At 52.5% G+C, this 15,186-nt stretch carries 13 protein-coding genes; 8 read left to right on the top strand and 5 right to left on the bottom strand.

What is annotated here, in order from left to right:
• Positions 1–21: 21 nt before the first annotated feature.
• Both DFER_RS06460 and DFER_RS06455 read right to left on the bottom strand, forming a co-directional pair.
• On the bottom strand, positions 22–738 hold the full coding sequence (locus DFER_RS06460; protein WP_015810811.1) for a DUF4198 domain-containing protein: 717 nt from the start codon (positions 736–738) through the stop codon (positions 22–24).
• A gap of 174 nt (positions 739–912) precedes the next feature.
• Positions 913–3,252 carry a GAF domain-containing protein gene (locus DFER_RS06455; RefSeq protein ID WP_015810810.1) on the bottom strand — a complete coding sequence of 780 codons (2,340 nt, stop codon included), beginning with the start codon at positions 3,250–3,252 and terminating at the stop codon, positions 913–915.
• Positions 3,253–3,385: 133 nt separating this feature from the next.
• Between DFER_RS06455 and DFER_RS06450 the strand changes: the two genes are divergently transcribed.
• From DFER_RS06450 to DFER_RS06440, 3 genes are all read left to right on the top strand, one after another.
• Positions 3,386–4,213, top strand: coding sequence for an SDR family NAD(P)-dependent oxidoreductase (locus DFER_RS06450; protein ID WP_015810809.1), 828 nt, complete (start codon positions 3,386–3,388; stop codon positions 4,211–4,213).
• A gap of 75 nt (positions 4,214–4,288) precedes the next feature.
• The gene (locus DFER_RS06445) at positions 4,289–5,206 is read left to right on the top strand and encodes a helix-turn-helix domain-containing protein (RefSeq protein ID WP_015810808.1); all 918 of its coding nucleotides are present in this window, start codon (positions 4,289–4,291) and stop codon (positions 5,204–5,206) included.
• 185 nt (positions 5,207–5,391) lie between these two features.
• Positions 5,392–7,695, top strand: coding sequence for a penicillin-binding protein 1A (locus DFER_RS06440; protein ID WP_015810807.1), 2,304 nt, complete (start codon positions 5,392–5,394; stop codon positions 7,693–7,695).
• 36 nt (positions 7,696–7,731) lie between these two features.
• Here DFER_RS06440 and DFER_RS06435 read toward each other — a convergent pair whose 3' ends face one another.
• Entirely contained in the window at positions 7,732–9,102 is a 1,371-nt protein-coding gene (locus tag DFER_RS06435) for an FAD-binding oxidoreductase (RefSeq protein WP_015810806.1), read from the bottom strand.
• Between the two features lie 85 nt (positions 9,103–9,187).
• On the bottom strand, positions 9,188–9,577 hold the full coding sequence (locus DFER_RS06430; RefSeq protein ID WP_015810805.1) for a helix-turn-helix domain-containing protein: 390 nt from the start codon (positions 9,575–9,577) through the stop codon (positions 9,188–9,190).
• A gap of 338 nt (positions 9,578–9,915) precedes the next feature.
• On the opposite strand from DFER_RS06430, the gene DFER_RS06425 reads away from it, so the two are divergent.
• Together DFER_RS06425 and DFER_RS06420 are read left to right on the top strand one after the other, a co-directional pair.
• Positions 9,916–10,653 (top strand): LytR/AlgR family response regulator transcription factor, encoded by a 738-nt coding sequence (locus tag DFER_RS06425; protein WP_015810803.1) that lies wholly within the window; start codon positions 9,916–9,918, stop codon positions 10,651–10,653.
• Positions 10,654–10,735: 82 nt separating this feature from the next.
• Positions 10,736–11,773 carry an AI-2E family transporter gene (locus DFER_RS06420; protein ID WP_015810802.1) on the top strand — a complete coding sequence of 346 codons (1,038 nt, stop codon included), beginning with the start codon at positions 10,736–10,738 and terminating at the stop codon, positions 11,771–11,773.
• A 43-nt stretch (positions 11,774–11,816) separates the two neighbouring features.
• Here the strand turns inward: DFER_RS06420 and DFER_RS06415 are convergent, their stop codons facing one another.
• Complete coding sequence (locus DFER_RS06415) at positions 11,817–12,425, bottom strand: hypothetical protein (RefSeq protein ID WP_015810801.1); 609 nt, start codon at positions 12,423–12,425, stop codon at positions 11,817–11,819.
• A gap of 115 nt (positions 12,426–12,540) precedes the next feature.
• Here DFER_RS06415 and DFER_RS06410 point away from each other — a divergent pair, with 115 nt between their 5' ends.
• From DFER_RS06410 to DFER_RS06400, 3 genes are all read left to right on the top strand, one after another.
• Complete coding sequence (locus tag DFER_RS06410) at positions 12,541–13,329, top strand: mechanosensitive ion channel family protein (protein ID WP_015810800.1); 789 nt, start codon at positions 12,541–12,543, stop codon at positions 13,327–13,329.
• 111 nt (positions 13,330–13,440) lie between these two features.
• Complete coding sequence (locus tag DFER_RS06405; protein WP_015810799.1) at positions 13,441–14,178, top strand: hypothetical protein; 738 nt, start codon at positions 13,441–13,443, stop codon at positions 14,176–14,178.
• 39 nt (positions 14,179–14,217) lie between these two features.
• Positions 14,218–15,156: a hypothetical protein gene (locus DFER_RS06400; RefSeq protein ID WP_015810798.1), complete on the top strand. Its 939-nt coding sequence runs from the start codon at positions 14,218–14,220 to the stop codon at positions 15,154–15,156.
• Positions 15,157–15,186 lie beyond the last annotated feature (30 nt).

Genomic DNA, 15,186 nt, shown 5'->3' with positions numbered 1-15,186 from the left:
GTTTGAAAGGCTCCTTGATAATTATTTTCCAACTTCTACGAGCGTTGTCGCGCAGCGCCAAAACGATTTGTATTCATTGCCGTTATGTGTGCCGGTTTCTTTCCAGCTTTTGGACGCTTCGATGTAATACGTGCCCGGCCAAAGTGGTACAAATTCCGCCAGCCCTTTTTCATCCGTGGTGATTTGTTTGCTCCATCCCGATGGCGACGCCACCGTCACATATAGTTTTTCATTGCCGTTGTTTTTGAAAAGGCCGCGGAGGTTGAGCGGGCTGTTTACCTTGTAGGTTTTGGCCGGATCGGCGAATACGCTCAGCTCGTTGGCATTTGCACCGGGATTGTTACCCGCATCGGCTTTACCCACGGTCACTAATGCGCTGGCATTGAACTGATAAACGGTCGTTCCACCCAGGTCTTTCGACGTGTGGCCCACCGATAGCGTGTATACGCCCTGCTGGTCGGGCGTGAAATCGGCCGTGAAATGGTCGTCGGCAGCTACCGTCGCGAGTTTTGTGCGTTTCTGGTCGGGAGCTGTAAGCCAGAGTTCGAATTCCTTTACATCGGAATACCATTCGCCCAGTTTTTCCGGCTTATCTCCCGGCTCGGCGTAGATGATTTTAACGGTCTGTTTCTGACCGGCTTTGCCTTTCGAAGCTGTTTGAATCCAGAGCGCATGCGCGAAGAGTTGGGCAGAGCAGCAGAGCAGAAATGCGGCAATGAGAAGTTGTTTTTTAAACATGATTTGAGAAAAATGAGTAGTAAAAAAGCGAAGGGGAATTCTATTGCCCGTTTCGCCAGTGGAGCTGCAAAGATAAATTATTTATAATAAGTCCAAATAATATTTAAATATAAATTGACACAAAAAAAAGCCTCCGGCTTTGAACCGAAGGCCTGGCACTGAATTATAGATTAGTCAATATGCAATTCCCAGCCGCAGCGCTCGCAGGCCGCTGAGTCCCTGCAAGTCTTCCAGTTCCAGTTCTTCTATAACCGGTTCGAGGGCATTTGTTTCCTGCAAATAATGGATAAATGGCAGGTAATCCTCAATGTCACGGTGATGCAGGTAAATGAGCGCAATCTTGTCGGGCTGCGTGAGGCGTTCCTGCGAATGCCTGATCCGCACCTTGTCGATCCGCTTCTTGATCATCTGGTAGCGGATATTGTAGGCGCCTTCTACGTCGAACTTCCGTTCGTCGCTGCGGAAACTGATGTCGATCATGTGGTTGTGGACGAATATCAGCTGTGTCGTGTGCAATTCCTTAGGCATTCCGTCCAGCAGCCCGCGCGTGAGTTTGGCTACCTCGATCATCGATGATAGTTGCCATAACCGCAGATTTTTGAGATGAAAATGGCTGAACGGCCTGTCGGGCGCAATGGATTGGCCGATGTAGATGTCATACTCGATCCCATCCGTCCTGAATTTCTCAAAATAGCACGGATACGACTGCTGCAAGGCTTCTTTCTGGTCTTCGAAATAACTGTTTACGGCCGTGTTAATGCATTCCATCGAGCGGTCGAGCGCTTCGCGGTGGCGATGCACCTCGCCTTGCGCGGAATGGGTCATGCGCAGGTATTCGTTCACGAGCGGCGTGGTTCGCGCGTCTTGTTGCGACAAATGCAGCAGGTAATTCCGCGCTTCCTCGTTCAGGAACACATTCAGGTTGTTTTCGGAAGTGCTGCTCAGGTCGCCCTGGTTGAGCGTCTGCTGCCATTTGGTGCAGTGGAAGCGCAGTTCCTGCATGAGCGACGAGCGGTCGAGGCCGTCCAGAGCTTTAAGCAATTCGTCGAGCGTTTGAAGGTAATGGCCAAGGTCGGCGCGGATGGCCGCATTGCGTTCGCTGGTAGAATTCCGGATGTCTATGGCGCCGTACAGCGGGAACACGTCGAAAAACGCAATGTTTTCATTCACCTCCGGCAAGCCTTTTTTCCGGCGGTGCAGATAATGCCAAGCCGCTTCATTGAACTTCCATTGCACGGCGGGCTGAATGGACGTGAATTTTTCCTTGATAATGCTTTCCAGTTCGAGGTTGAATTCCTCTATATAAATGTTGAGCAGCTGGGCCACGGGCGCAAAGGCCATTTCGAGCGACGCCAGTTTCTTTTCGTCGAACCGTTCGTTCTCCCACGTGTGCATGCAGAGCACGCCAACGAGTTTGTCTTCAAAAAACAGCGGCACCAGGGCCAGCGATCGCACATTCAGATTGCGGAAGGGCGTCAGCCAGCCGATCTGCTGCTCGTCGTCGCCCTGGATATCCGGCGAAAAGAAGGAGTTGGGCTTTGCTGCATAGCCTTCGGCCTGCCGGCGGAATTCTTCGGGCGTGAGGCGGTTTTCACCCCATATCTGAAACAGCACGCCCGTGCCCGCCTGCCCGTAGCCATACACCGCTTGCCCGTTCACGCGTACGAAAGGGAAAAGATCGAACTCGATGCGGTTGTTTTGGACAAGCGTTTTGAGCGACTGGATAATGCGCTGGTAGCGGTTCGGGCTATCGCCGCGCACGCGGTTGAACTGCACCTTTTTAATGTTTTCAACAGCCATTCGCGCGGTAACGTCCGAAACCGACACGACGGCAAAGCCGCGGAACCGGAACATGTCCAGCGGCAGCACTTTTTGAAGCTGCAAATGGCCGTCCTTTTCGCTGAAATGCGCATAAATCTCAACGAAGTTGAGCTCGGGCAATGGCACTTTCGCCGAAACTTCCACGAACTCGGGGCTTACCAGCACCTCGTAATAGCGGAAAAGCCCCGTTTCGGTGTCCGTCCAGGCGTGGTATTGCTCTATTTTGACGGGTACCTGGAAATTATAAAGCCGTTGTAAAATAAGCGTGTATATCAGGTGCAGCCGTTCGCGCTGGTAATCCTCGGGGCGCTTCTGCAATTCGAAAGTGGCCTCGGCCGACTGGATGTTCAGCATATCGAACAGCAGGTCGGTGCCATAGAAAATGTTCGGATACAATGGCATGCACATGCCCCAGGCCAGCTTATGTTCCGACGCCAGCGGTGCCGACAGGCTGCTGTAAACATATTCGAAAAAATCACTGTATTGGTGGGCTTCGCCGAGCGGCACGTCGCCCTGCGGCAGGTGATTGCCGTAAAAATGGTCGAGTATGGTTTGGTAGAACGTCGATTTGAGCGTTTTCTCCTCCGCCACGCGCTGTTCGAGGAAGCGGATGTAGAGCATAAAGGAAATGGCTGAGTCGAGGTCGAGCGGGAGCGCCCTCATGCCGGATACGTCGAGTACTTCGTTTTTCATGGTGCTATGGCTGGCAATGGATGCCTAAATATACGACGTAAAAGTGTATCGCATTTCCGGATTTTTGTATAAGTCGCCGGCGGAAGCGACCCGGTAAATTTGTAGCATTAAAACACCAAAACATTTGTCAATCATGTCAAAAACAATTTTTATCACCGGCGCTTCCAAAGGATTCGGCCGTATATGGACCGAGGCTTTTTTGGAAAGAGGGGACAAAGTAGCGGCCACCGCCCGCAATACTGAAACCCTGGCCGACCTCGCCGCGCAATACCCCGATACATTACTGCCCATTCAGCTCAATGTGAACGACCGCGCGGCCAGCTTCACCGCCGTGAACCGGGCCGCCGCCCATTTCGGATCGCTCGATGTCGTGATCAACAATGCCGGTTACGGCTTGTTCGGGGCGATCGAGGAAACCAGCGAACAGCAGGCCCGCGACCAGATCGAAACCAACGTATTCGGTTTGCTATGGGTGACGCAGGCCGCCATTCCCGTGATGCGGGCGCAGGGCGGCGGGCATATCCTGCAAGTATCTAGCGTGCTGGGCGTGGCAACACTGCCGGTGCTGGGCCTGTATAATGCTTCCAAATGGGCAGTTGAGGGCCTTAGCGAAACACTGGCTTCGGAAGTGAAAGACTTTGGTATTAAGGTTACCATCGTGGAGCCGAACGGCTTCTCTACCGACTGGGGCGGCGCTTCGGCCTTCCACACCGAGGCTAATCCATTGTATGAAGACGTGAAGGCCTCGCTCTACGCGGGACTCACACCCGACACCATCGGCAAGCCCGAAGCAACCGCGGAGGCCATTCTGAAAGTGGTCGACGAAGAAAATCCCCCATTGCGAATTTTCCTCGGAAAAGTAGGGTTTCCATGGTTGAGCCAGGTATATGCCGACCGCCTCGCGACCTGGGAAGAATGGAAAGAAGTAGCGGACGCCGCGCACGGTCATGCAACTGTCTGATTTTTGAATAACTTTTGATTAAAATCATCAGATCTGCACCCCGGAAAAGGGTGCAGATTTAACCGTTTCAAAGTCATGGAACATTATAAAAGCATCAGTGAGCTGCACCGGGCCAGCAATATGTCCGCGCCCGAAAGTCCGATGATCAGCATGTTCACCTGCGACGAGCTGAAAAGCTGCTCGCTGGGCCGCCGCGAGTTTACGACGGACTTTTACATGATCGCATTTAAAAAGATCAAGGCCGGGCATGTCCTGTACGGCCGCACGAAATACGATCATGAAAACGGTTCGATGCTTTTTGCAAAGCCGCGCCAGGTGGTTGAAATGAATAATATCGAACTGGAAGAAAAGGGATTTATGCTTTATGTGCATGAAGATTTCCTGACCGGCCACCCGCTGCATTCCGAAATCCGCAAATACGGCTTTTTCGATTATGAGGCCAACGAGGCATTGCATTTATCGGAACGCGAGGAGCAGATTATCTGGGACCTGTTCAGTAAAATCCAGATGGAGTATTTCAATAACACCGACGAATACAGCCGAGACATTATGCTCACCCACCTGGATTCGATGCTTAAATATTCGCAGCGTTTTTATAAAAGACAATTCATTAACCGCACGCAGCTCTCGGGCACCACGGTTTCGCGATTTAACGATAGTCTTGCCCATTATTTCGAAGATGGCAATTTCCAGGAAAAGGGGCTGCCGTCCGTGAAACTGATGGCCGATATGCTCAACACCTCGCCGCGCTATCTGAGTGACTTGCTCAAACAGGAAACGGGTAAAACGGCCATTGAACTGATCCACATTTTCCTCGTTTCGGAAGCCAAAAACCTGTTGCTCAGCAGCGATAAAACCGTAGCCGAGACGGCTTACCTGCTGGGTTTCGAAAATCCGCCCTATTTTTCAAGGCTATTCAAAAAAGAAACCGGTTTCAGTCCGAACGAATATAAAAAGCGGGTGGAGTATCCGGGACAGCCGGGCGTGGCCTGAGTACATTGGAAATGTGCATGTTGCGGGCTTGCCCTAATGTGTGGCGAGCCGCGTGTAGTAGGGTCGTTCGGTTAAAATTTGATTTAAAAAATAGCAGAAAAGCTTCCCCGTGACGTTCTAGTAGCTGATTAATGGATCAAATTCGCTTATTTGGTCGGTTTATTGGACGTTACTCTGGAACTTACATGATTCAATTGAAACCCGGAAAATACCGGCGTCGCATTCTATACCTGTGGCGGGGCTTCGGCATTGGACTGGCGCTGCTGATTTTATACATTACCGCCGTCAACTACAATTTTTTCTGGCTGTTCGGCGGCATGCCCGACCTGAAAGCGCTGGAAAACCCCAAAAGCGAAGTCGCTTCGGAGCTGATCTCGCAGGATGGCAAATCACTCGGCAAATACCTGATCGAAAACCGCTCGCCGGTGGAGATATCCGAAATTTCGCCGAATCTCATCAATGCATTGCTCGCCACGGAGGATACCCGTTTTATCAGCCACTCGGGCATCGACCCGCGCAGTTTGCTGCGCGTTGTAAAGGGCATTGTTACCGGCAATTCCAGCTCCGGCGGCGGCAGTACCCTCACCCAGCAGGTCGCCAAAAACCTGTTTAACACGCGTTCAGAGGAGTTTGAAGGCACATTGGGCAAAATTCCCGTAGTGCGCATTGTGATCGCCAAAACGAAGGAGTGGATTCTTTCCGTGATTCTTGAAAGGAAATATACCAAACAGGAGATCATGCAAATGTACCTGAACACCGTGTCGTTCGGGAACAATGCCTACGGGATTAAAGTGGCTGCCAAAACGTATTTCAATACCGACGTCGCGGATCTCGACATTCCGCAATCCGCATTGCTGGTAGGCATGCTGCAGAACCCGACGATCTTCAACCCGATGCGGTTCCCGCAGAACGCCACCAACCGCCGCAATACCGTGCTGGGGCAAATGGCGAAGTACGATTACATTACCGACGAGGATTTCAACCAGCTGAAAGAGCAACCGCTCGGATTGGAATTTGCGATGGAAACGCACGCCAACGGCCCGGCGCCATATTTCTGGGAGTCGATGCGGGGCTATCTAAAAGCGTGGGTGAAGCTGTACAACGAGGAAAACGGCACCGACCTGAACCTCTACACCAGCGGTTTGCGCATTTACACGACCATCGACTCGCGCATGCAGACCTACATGGAAGAAGCGCTCACGCGCCACATGAAGGAGCAGCAGAAGATTTTCAGCGAACACTGGAAAGGCCGCAACCCGTGGATCGACGAGAGCGGCAAGGAAATTCCGGGTTTCATCAACACCGCCGTGCGCCGGCTGCCTTATTTCAATCTCCTGAAAAACAAGCTGGGAGAGGAAGAGGCCTGGAAAATCATGAAGAAGCCTTACAAAATGAAGGTATTCTCGTGGGACGGCGAGAAAGAAGTAACCATGAGCCCGATCGACTCCATTAAATACTACAAACGCTTCCTGCGCGCCGGTATGATGGCCATGGACCCGCGCAACGGGTATGTGAAGGCATGGGTAGGAGGGATCAACTTCAAACACTTTCAGTACGACCACGTGAAGCAGGGCAAACGGCAGCCCGGCTCGACGTTCAAGCCGTTCGTTTACACGGCGGGGCTGGACAAAAACTTTATCACTCCCTGCGAAAAGATCATGGATTCTCCGGTGACATTCCACGCCGGTATCGACGACGTATCGGAAGATTATACACCCAAAAACTCCAACAACGTGTATTCCGAACAGGCGCTTTCGCTGCGGCAGGCATTGGGGAAATCGGTGAACTCGGTAACGGCCAATATCATGAAAATGGTGAAAGCCAACACCGTCGTGGATTATGCGCATAAGCTGGGCATCACGAGCGATCTCCCCGCGACGCCCGCCCTGTGCCTGGGCACGGGCGATGTGTCGGTCTTCGAAATGGTATCGGCCTATTCGTCGTTTGCCAATGGTGGTTATAAGGTAATGCCAATGACGATTCTGCGTATTGAAGACCGGTACGGAAAGCTGCTGGCCGAGTTTCATGAGCAGCAAAGCCAGGAACTCAGTGCGCCTATGGCCTATAATATGCTTTACCTGATGCGCGGCGCGGTGGAAGACGCGGGCGGCACGGCGGGCCGGTTGCGCCAGTACGGCGTGACGGATGGCAATGAGATCGCCGCGAAAACCGGAACATCGCAAAACCAGTCGGATGGCTGGTTTATGGGCATGACCCACAACCTCGTGGCAGGTGTGTGGGTAGGCGGCGAAGACCGCAGCATTCACTTTCGTACGCTCGCGCTCGGGCAGGGCGGCCGCGTGGCAATGCCGGCCTGGGGTGCATTCATGCAGAAAGTTTACAACGACCAAACGCTCATCCAATACCGCAAAGGCCCATTCCCTCGCCCGGAAGGCTACACGGGCGAATGCGCGACCGATTCTACGATCGTGCCGGACGAGATATACACGCCTCCGGCCAAGTCGGATGATGAAGGCGTCTTATTCTGAAAAACAGGCAGGCCATTCGCGGCCTGCCTGTTCGCATTATTGGGGCTTGATATTCTGGTTCACGCGGAAGAGGTTATCGGGGTCGTATTTGGCTTTGATGCGCGCCAGCTTTTCATAGTTGCTGCCGTAAGTGGCCTTCACGCGGTCGGCGCCTTCATCCATCATGAAATTGACATACGCGCCGCCGGCGCCGTAAGGGTGGAGTTCCTGCCAGTAATTGCGGGCGAAAGAGGTGACGAGCTCTTTTTCAGACGGATCGGGTGAAATGCCCACGATCACCATCGACCACGTGGCGTCGCGGTAGTTCCAGGCGGTGGCATCGTTCGGAACGCGGCCGGCGGCGCCGTTTACAGGGTACAGATGCATTCCCGAGAAAAAATTAGGGATTTTATGTGCGTGCCTGATGTGCACGTCCATCACTTCCGGGCTGAGATGTTTTACAAAATCGCCCTTCCAGTACCAGTACAATCCGGGCGCGAAAAGGTCGTCGAACATGGTTTGCAATGCCGGCACCGGTAATGGCCCCACGGCGTCTATGAGCGGTTTTCTGAATGCCCGCACCATGTCGAACACCTCCGCCGCTTCTTCTTCATCCACACAGCACCATACGATCCCGCACATGGTTTCGAGGTGGTATTGCTCGGGGAACATGGGTGCGGGGGGTATTTTGTGAAATGCAAAGAAACCGCCGACACTTTCGGGAGCCTGTTTGATAAAATCCTGGTACCACGCCATGAGCTCCTTCGCGTCGTCCATATGCCAGAACATCGGCCCGCCGTACACCGTGTGCACCTCATGCGCCCTGAAAAGAAAGGACGTTACCACGCCAAAATTTCCCCCGCCGCCGCGGATGGCCCAGAACAGGTCCTCGTTTTCGGTAACTGAGGCCTTTACTATCTCGCCATTGGCCAGTACCATATTGGCTTCGAGGAGGTTGTCGATCGTAAGCCCGCCGAAGCGCGTCAGATGCCCCAGCCCGCCGCCGAGCGTGAGGCCGCCGATGCCGGTAGTGGCATTGATCCCCGTGGGCACCGCCAGGCCGTGCGGATGAGCGGCCGCGTCGAGGTCGCCGAGCAGGCAGCCACCCTGCGCCCGTACGGTGCGGGCCTGCGGATCAACCGTCACATTGCGCATCGCAGACAGGTCGATGACTAACCCTTGGTCACATACGCCGAGGCCGGCGCCGTTGTGCCCACCGCCGCGCACGGCCACGAGCAGGTCGTTATCCCGTGCGAAACGGATGGCCTGCTGCACGTCCGTCTCGTCGGCACAGCGGACGATAAATGCGGGGCATTTGTCCACCATACCGTTGTGGACCTTCCTGGCGGTTTCATAATCGGCATCGCCGGGGGTGATGATTCTGCCCCTGAAATGCGGGACTGTCATGGAAGTACTTTTTGTTTCCATATGGGAAGAGGTTTGAATAATAAACAAGAAAGCCTTGCCCGGCCGGGGTGACCGCGTTTCAGATGGTTGTGGTGTTGCAAAAGCGTTATATCGCAGCGCGCCGCGATTTCCGGTAATTGAGCGGCGATGTGCCGAACCGCTCTTTGAAGACCCGGCTGAAATGGGAACTGTTTTCAAAGCCGCATTCCAGCGTGATTTCGTTGATGTTTTTGCGGGTGGTACGGAGCATCAGCAATGCATAATCCAGCCGTCTGGCCATGAGCCATTTGCCGGGTGTCGTATAAAAAAGGCTCTTGAATTGCCGTTTGAAAGTCGCCAGGCTCCGGTTGGAAATTCTTGCATACTCTTCCAAAGACAGATTATACATGTAATTGGTCTCCATCACATCCAGCAGCGACGCCCGTTTGCGGTCGTCGATCTGCCGGTGGTCATGGCGGACCGGCGGGTATCGGGGGGATTCATCTCCGTTGATCATCGTAACGTCATTTTAGCAGTTAGAGGAAAACGGGCGGGGTCATTGCGATGATCACACCTTATTGACCAAATGTAAGTGATATTTATGATGAAATTTTTGCTGTGAGGCTCAAAAAAGAGCAGGCTGAGGCACAAAAATGCAGGCTTTCCATTCCGGCCGGTGTGCCGGCCGGAGCAGGCATTGCAGATGTGCGGAATTATTCAGAAATTGACGGCCTCCTACTCAATCCGTTTTCTCCGCTACTTTACCCGGCAAATCTCCCGGAACGGCCCCTTGTTCAATTCACTGCCCGCACAGGGTCTGGAGTTTTTCAAAAAAGTCATTTGGCCGGATTACTTATGAACAGAATAAAATGCCTGATCATCGACGATGAACCTACCACCGCACGCGTGCTCGAAGCTTATATCAGCGAACTGGATTCGCTCGAACTCGCGGGCACGTTTTACAGCGCCGTTGAAGCGCTGATGTATCTTCAACAAAACAAAATCGACTTGCTTTTCCTGGATATCATGCTACCCCAAGTAACCGGCGATGCGTTTCTCAGGATGCTGCCGAGCAGGCCGCGGGTGATTTTCGTCTCTTCACGGAGAAGAAAGTGGAAGCCCGGCGCCGACGATCATATCCTGGGCTGTCTCATGAAGCCGGTAGCATTCGAGGATTTCCTCATAACCATCGATCGTTTCTACGAAACGCTGCCCGCGGTAATGCGGCACGCCATTCTGAGCAAGCCCAAACGCGGCGGGCGCGACCGTGGGCCGTTCGTCTATTTCTTTTCGGGCCCGGCCATGGTGAAGGTTTATCTGGATGAAGTGATGTACGTGGAAGGCGTGAAGAACCATTGCAAATTCACGACTACCGAAAACGAGATCATCATTCACCAGGGATTGACACCCATTGCCAAGCGGTTGGCGGGGAAAGGGTTCATGCGCATACACCGGGCGCTCGTGGTAGCCATCGACAGGATTACCGCCTTCACAGACGACACGCTCGAAATCAATGGGCACATCCTGCCGGTGAGCGCGCCGTACCGGGGGCACGTGTCGCGCATTGCGCGCGGGGGACGGTCCGGCGGATAGGCGCCCTGACTTGAAAGCGGTCGCTGTTGTAACCATTCTGGTACGGTAATTGTATTACGTATATAGTTCTAATACGATCCACATGGCTCCCGAATTCAACAACCGCATCCGTCAGGTCAGTTTTCTGCTGATTGTCACCGCTTTGGCAATCATTGTTTTCAAACAACTTTACATATTCTTCCCCGGATTCCTGGGCGCTCTTACGCTCTACATCCTGTGCCGGAGGTATTATTTCCACCTCACCGAAAAGCGCAAGTGGAACAAAAGCCTCACGGCAATATTGTTTATGGTGCTTTTTATGGCGTGTATCGTGGCGCCGGTTTACCTGGCCTTGCAAATGGTTTTCCAGAAAGTCACGGGCATTATGGATAACCCGGAGCAGGTGAACCAGGCCATCGCCGCCATTTCCCGCCAGCTCCGCGAATGGACCGGCCAGGACCTGCTTACCAAAGAGGCTACCGCCGATATGGGCAAGAAAGCGGCAGGTTTTATTCCAGCTATACTCAATAGCTCGGCCATGATGCTCGGCAACCTGCTGATGATCCTTTTCCTGGCCTATTTTATGTTCAAAAACGGCCGGAGCATGGAGCGGACGATCGACGATTTCATTCCCCTTAAACACAAGAATATCGACCTCCTGGCCGATGAAACCTGCGGAATGGTGCGTGCCAATGCATTGGGCATCCCGCTGATCTCATTGATCCAGGGCCTGGTGGCATTACTAGGTTACTGGGTGGTAGGCATCGAAGATTTTGTGCTGCTCGGGCTCATTACCGGTTTCTGCGCCTTCTTCCCTGTGATCGGGACGGCGCTGATCTGGTTGCCATTGGTGATATTCCTTTTTTCAAAAGGCGAAAGCGGGAAAGCGATCGGTTTGGCGGCGTACAGCGTGACGGTGATCGGCAATATCGACTATGTGGCGCGTATCACATTCCTGCAAAAGGTCGGCAATGTACATCCCGTGATCACCATTCTAGGGCTCATCGCCGGTTTGAAACTGTTCGGTTTCTGGGGATTCATATTCGGGCCGCTGCTGATCAGCTATCTCATGCTGCTGGTGCGGATTTATAAAAACGAATTCAGCGGTTCACGCAGCGAGCCGGTCAAGACGACAGAATAGGCGGGTTGCCGATTCGGTCGACCTGACCGGCCCGCTCTGCGTGTCAGATCTCCGCGTCTTGTTTGGATTTGATTTCGTAGTTGTGATGGCCGTCCGGCGCGTCCGACCATTTGTACACCACTTTTTTGAACCGGAGGTCATTCACGATGCCGTAAATGTTTTTCATGAAATCTTCCTGGACCTGCTCGGGCTTGAAAATATCGCCTTCAAATGTGAGCACTTCCTGGTGAGTGCCGGAAAGGCCGATCGCCACGTGCTGTCCGTCCAGCGCTTCTTTTTTGGACTCCACGTATGCCGTACGCAGTTCGGGAAAATCGCGCTGCTGGACCTGCACCATTTTCTTTTTCAGAAGCTCGCGTTGGCCAACGATCTTTTTATCGTTGTTGGATTTCGCTTCGTCATAAAGCGCCGTGTTCGATTTATGCCATGATAACCGCGTGGCGAGATCGGTATCGGCGTCGCCGTTTTTCAGTTTCGTATCTATATCGCTGATCTTGTTTTGCAGGAAAAGCGACATGCTTTCATTGGCAGCCTCATTCACGGGCTTCGGCGCATAAAAATAAATGCTGATCCCGGCAGCAATGGCCGCCAGCACCAGATACACGACATACCGGTATGATCTGGTCCGTTGTTGATGATGATGAATTTCCATGTCTGTTGGGTTTTTTCCTTGATTTTTATGGTAGGAATGGATCAAAAAATATGCCACAGCGGTTTGGAACGGATTTTTCCGGGAGCGGCATTATTTAAAACAATGCACTCAACACATGAAAATCGAGCAGTTTTATAACAAGGCTTACACCTGGATTTTAGCAAAGGGCCCTGCGGTCCTCATTGGTATAGCCGTACTCATCGTCGGCTTCTGGCTCATCCGGCTGCTGTCGCGCTGGCTGACCACACACATGTACAAACGCAAAATCGACCCTTCGCTAACCCCTTTCTTACTGAGCCTGACCGTCACCACGTTGCGTGTACTGCTGATCGTCTCAGTAATGCAGATTGTGGGCATTCAAATGACGATTTTTGCCGCATTAATCGGTGCAATAGGCGTTGCCGCGGGACTGGCGCTGTCGGGAACGCTGCAAAATTTCACGAGCGGCGTGCTTATTCTCATTCTCAAACCATTCCATGTGGGCGATAATATCGTGGCGCAGGGGCAGGAGGGGACCGTGGAGGCGATCAAGATTTTTTACACGGTGGTGAAAACCTATGATAACCGCAAAGTGGTGATCCCGAATAGCAAACTTTCAAACGAGGTGATCATCAACATCAGCGGGTCGGGCAACCGGCGGCTGGATGTGGAAATGAAATTCAACAACAGTATCGATTTCGGGGAGGTCAAAAAGGTCATCAACAATGTCCTCGATCATGCCCAAAGTGCCCTTAAAGTCCCCGCAAGGCGCATCGGGATATCCTCCATCGAGCCCGACGGCTACAAGGTAATGGTGAATGTGTGGCTGGATGCGCATGGTTATGTGGATACCAAAATGGAGATCCAGGAAAAAATCATGGAAGCGCTTAAAGGCTCCGGCCTGAAACTGCCCGGCCTCAGTTAAATTTTTTTTTGCTGCTCCGTGCAGCGATATTTTCGAACATCGTGTCTTCCTGCATGTTCCGCCCGTGGCGCGAACCTGCGGGAAGACATTTTAGTATCAAAAGGGATTTGAATGAAAATGAAGTGTGGAAGAGCCGGTCGCCGCGTGCTGGCCGGCGGATGGCCGCTCGGCAGCCTTCTTTTCGCAACGTTGGTGGTGCTCATTTCCTGCGAGGGAAATGTGGAACCGAAGCCGGAATCGACCGGCCTGACGAAAGCGGAGTTTTTGGGGCGGATCATGGTTCAGGAAAGATACTGGCGCGTGGAGGAAATCACCCGCCAGGAAGAAGACCAGATCGCGACGGTGAACGTCAGGGAAAATTCCCCGATGCTAAACAGCTATTATCTGCACGACGTGATACCATTTGTAGCCCTGCAATTCAAACGCGGAACATTTGGAAAAGGGACCGTGAGTGAAGGCAGAATGTCGGGCGCCTATGGCAAAGTGCCGTTCGGGACGTTTCAATGCGTGCTGATGTCCCTCACGATAAAGAATAGCGGCGAGTGGGCGTGGGACGAGGAGCGCAAGATGCTGAAATTCGCCTTGCCCGGCAGCATTCGCACGATCGCCGGAGCATTGTCGGGCTCGGACTGGCTACCGGACACCGGCTATGTGGCCGCGGAGCCTGCCCCGCTGTTCAGAAGTGTGGAGGAAGCCCGGCGCGCAGCTAGTCCGGAGCGGATCAAGGTGCTGGTGGAGGAGCATACCGAGGCAGGAAAGGTGACTTATGCATTCATCATGCGTGCTGCCTGGTTGACCGACGTAGAAAACCGCGATGCGGAACATCAATATGGAGTATCGTTATATTAATTACAGATCTGGCACCCCGGCGATCAATTGTTTGATGCTATGAATGATAGAAAATTTACCGACAAATTATTCCTGATGATCGCTGCCGTTCTGGTTACGGCCGGGTGCAGCAATTACAAAGATCAACAGATTACACCGCCGGAAAATTTACCGGAATCGGTCATTAAAGTAATGTCCGATGCATTTCCGGATGCGACGGATGCCACATTTCAATCCATCGAAAAGGAAAAATTGTATGAAGTTTATTACAAACTCAATGGCAATCCTTTTTATGCCGCATTAAATACGAGAAAAATATTGAGCGTGTACCGCATGCACGGCGCCATTCCCGATTCCATGCAGCAGGCGCTGCCTGCGCGGAGCGTGACGGGAGGAGCGGCCGATGCCTATAAAGAACCTGTCCCTCAGCCAGCTGTGGATAAAGTGTTCAGTTCGAAATACACTTGGAATAACAATAACTATTTGCTTACCTGGATACAAAACAAACCGTCGGACCCGGTGAAATACATGCTCCGGCTGGAACCTTACGTGAAGTTTTCGTACCCGTTAACCAAAGAAGAACTTACCACGCTGCCGGGGCCGGCTGTCAGTTTTATTGAAAGAGAAAAGCTGAGATTTTCGGGCGGGACGGTTTCGATTACTGAAAAAAATGAAAAACAATACTTCGTGCATGCTTCCACCGCATCGAGTACCAACTATTCATTTACATTTGATGGTTCGGGTAAATTAATCAATACCATTTACCGGGCTGAAGCTTTTTATTACGATGTGAAGGAACTGCCTGGAAAAATGCAGACCTTTATCCAGAATTCACCTGCTTTTTCAGGGATGAAAATTGCCGAGGGATATAAATTTTCTGATCCGGCGGGGACGGGCTATGTGATCAGCATGCAGGGAACAGAGGAGAACTGCTGGCTGAATTTTGATCAGGACGGGAATTTCGTGAGCATGACTTATCAGACAGCACTAGAACGATGAACAGGAAATAGCTAATCAACGATACACTTC

It is taken from the genome of Dyadobacter fermentans DSM 18053 (assembly GCF_000023125.1).
Classification (GTDB): domain Bacteria; phylum Bacteroidota; class Bacteroidia; order Cytophagales; family Spirosomataceae; genus Dyadobacter; species Dyadobacter fermentans.
The sequence above is the reverse complement of the archived record's forward strand: the minus strand, read 5'-3'. Positions and strand labels throughout refer to the sequence as shown.

Bases quoted from the DNA above. Each gene is read 5' to 3' on its own strand.
- DFER_RS06450 (WP_015810809.1), top strand. From the start codon at position 3,386: ATGTCAAAAACAATTTTTATCACCGGCGCTTCCAAAGGATTCGGCCGT.
- DFER_RS06410 (WP_015810800.1), top strand. From the start codon at position 12,541: ATGAAAATCGAGCAGTTTTATAACAAGGCTTACACCTGGATTTTAGCA.
- DFER_RS06445 (WP_015810808.1), top strand. From the start codon at position 4,289: ATGGAACATTATAAAAGCATCAGTGAGCTGCACCGGGCCAGCAATATG.
- DFER_RS06430 (WP_015810805.1), bottom strand. From the start codon at position 9,577: ATGATCAACGGAGATGAATCCCCCCGATACCCGCCGGTCCGCCATGAC.
- DFER_RS06435 (WP_015810806.1), bottom strand. From the start codon at position 9,102: ATGGAAACAAAAAGTACTTCCATGACAGTCCCGCATTTCAGGGGCAGA.
- DFER_RS06405 (WP_015810799.1), top strand. From the start codon at position 13,441: ATGAAAATGAAGTGTGGAAGAGCCGGTCGCCGCGTGCTGGCCGGCGGA.
- DFER_RS06455 (WP_015810810.1), bottom strand. From the start codon at position 3,252: ATGAAAAACGAAGTACTCGACGTATCCGGCATGAGGGCGCTCCCGCTC.
- DFER_RS06400 (WP_015810798.1), top strand. From the start codon at position 14,218: ATGAATGATAGAAAATTTACCGACAAATTATTCCTGATGATCGCTGCC.
- DFER_RS06420 (WP_015810802.1), top strand. From the start codon at position 10,736: ATGGCTCCCGAATTCAACAACCGCATCCGTCAGGTCAGTTTTCTGCTG.
- DFER_RS06415 (WP_015810801.1), bottom strand. From the start codon at position 12,425: ATGGAAATTCATCATCATCAACAACGGACCAGATCATACCGGTATGTC.
- DFER_RS06440 (WP_015810807.1), top strand. From the start codon at position 5,392: ATGATTCAATTGAAACCCGGAAAATACCGGCGTCGCATTCTATACCTG.
- DFER_RS06425 (WP_015810803.1), top strand. From the start codon at position 9,916: ATGAACAGAATAAAATGCCTGATCATCGACGATGAACCTACCACCGCA.
- DFER_RS06460 (WP_015810811.1), bottom strand. From the start codon at position 738: ATGTTTAAAAAACAACTTCTCATTGCCGCATTTCTGCTCTGCTGCTCT.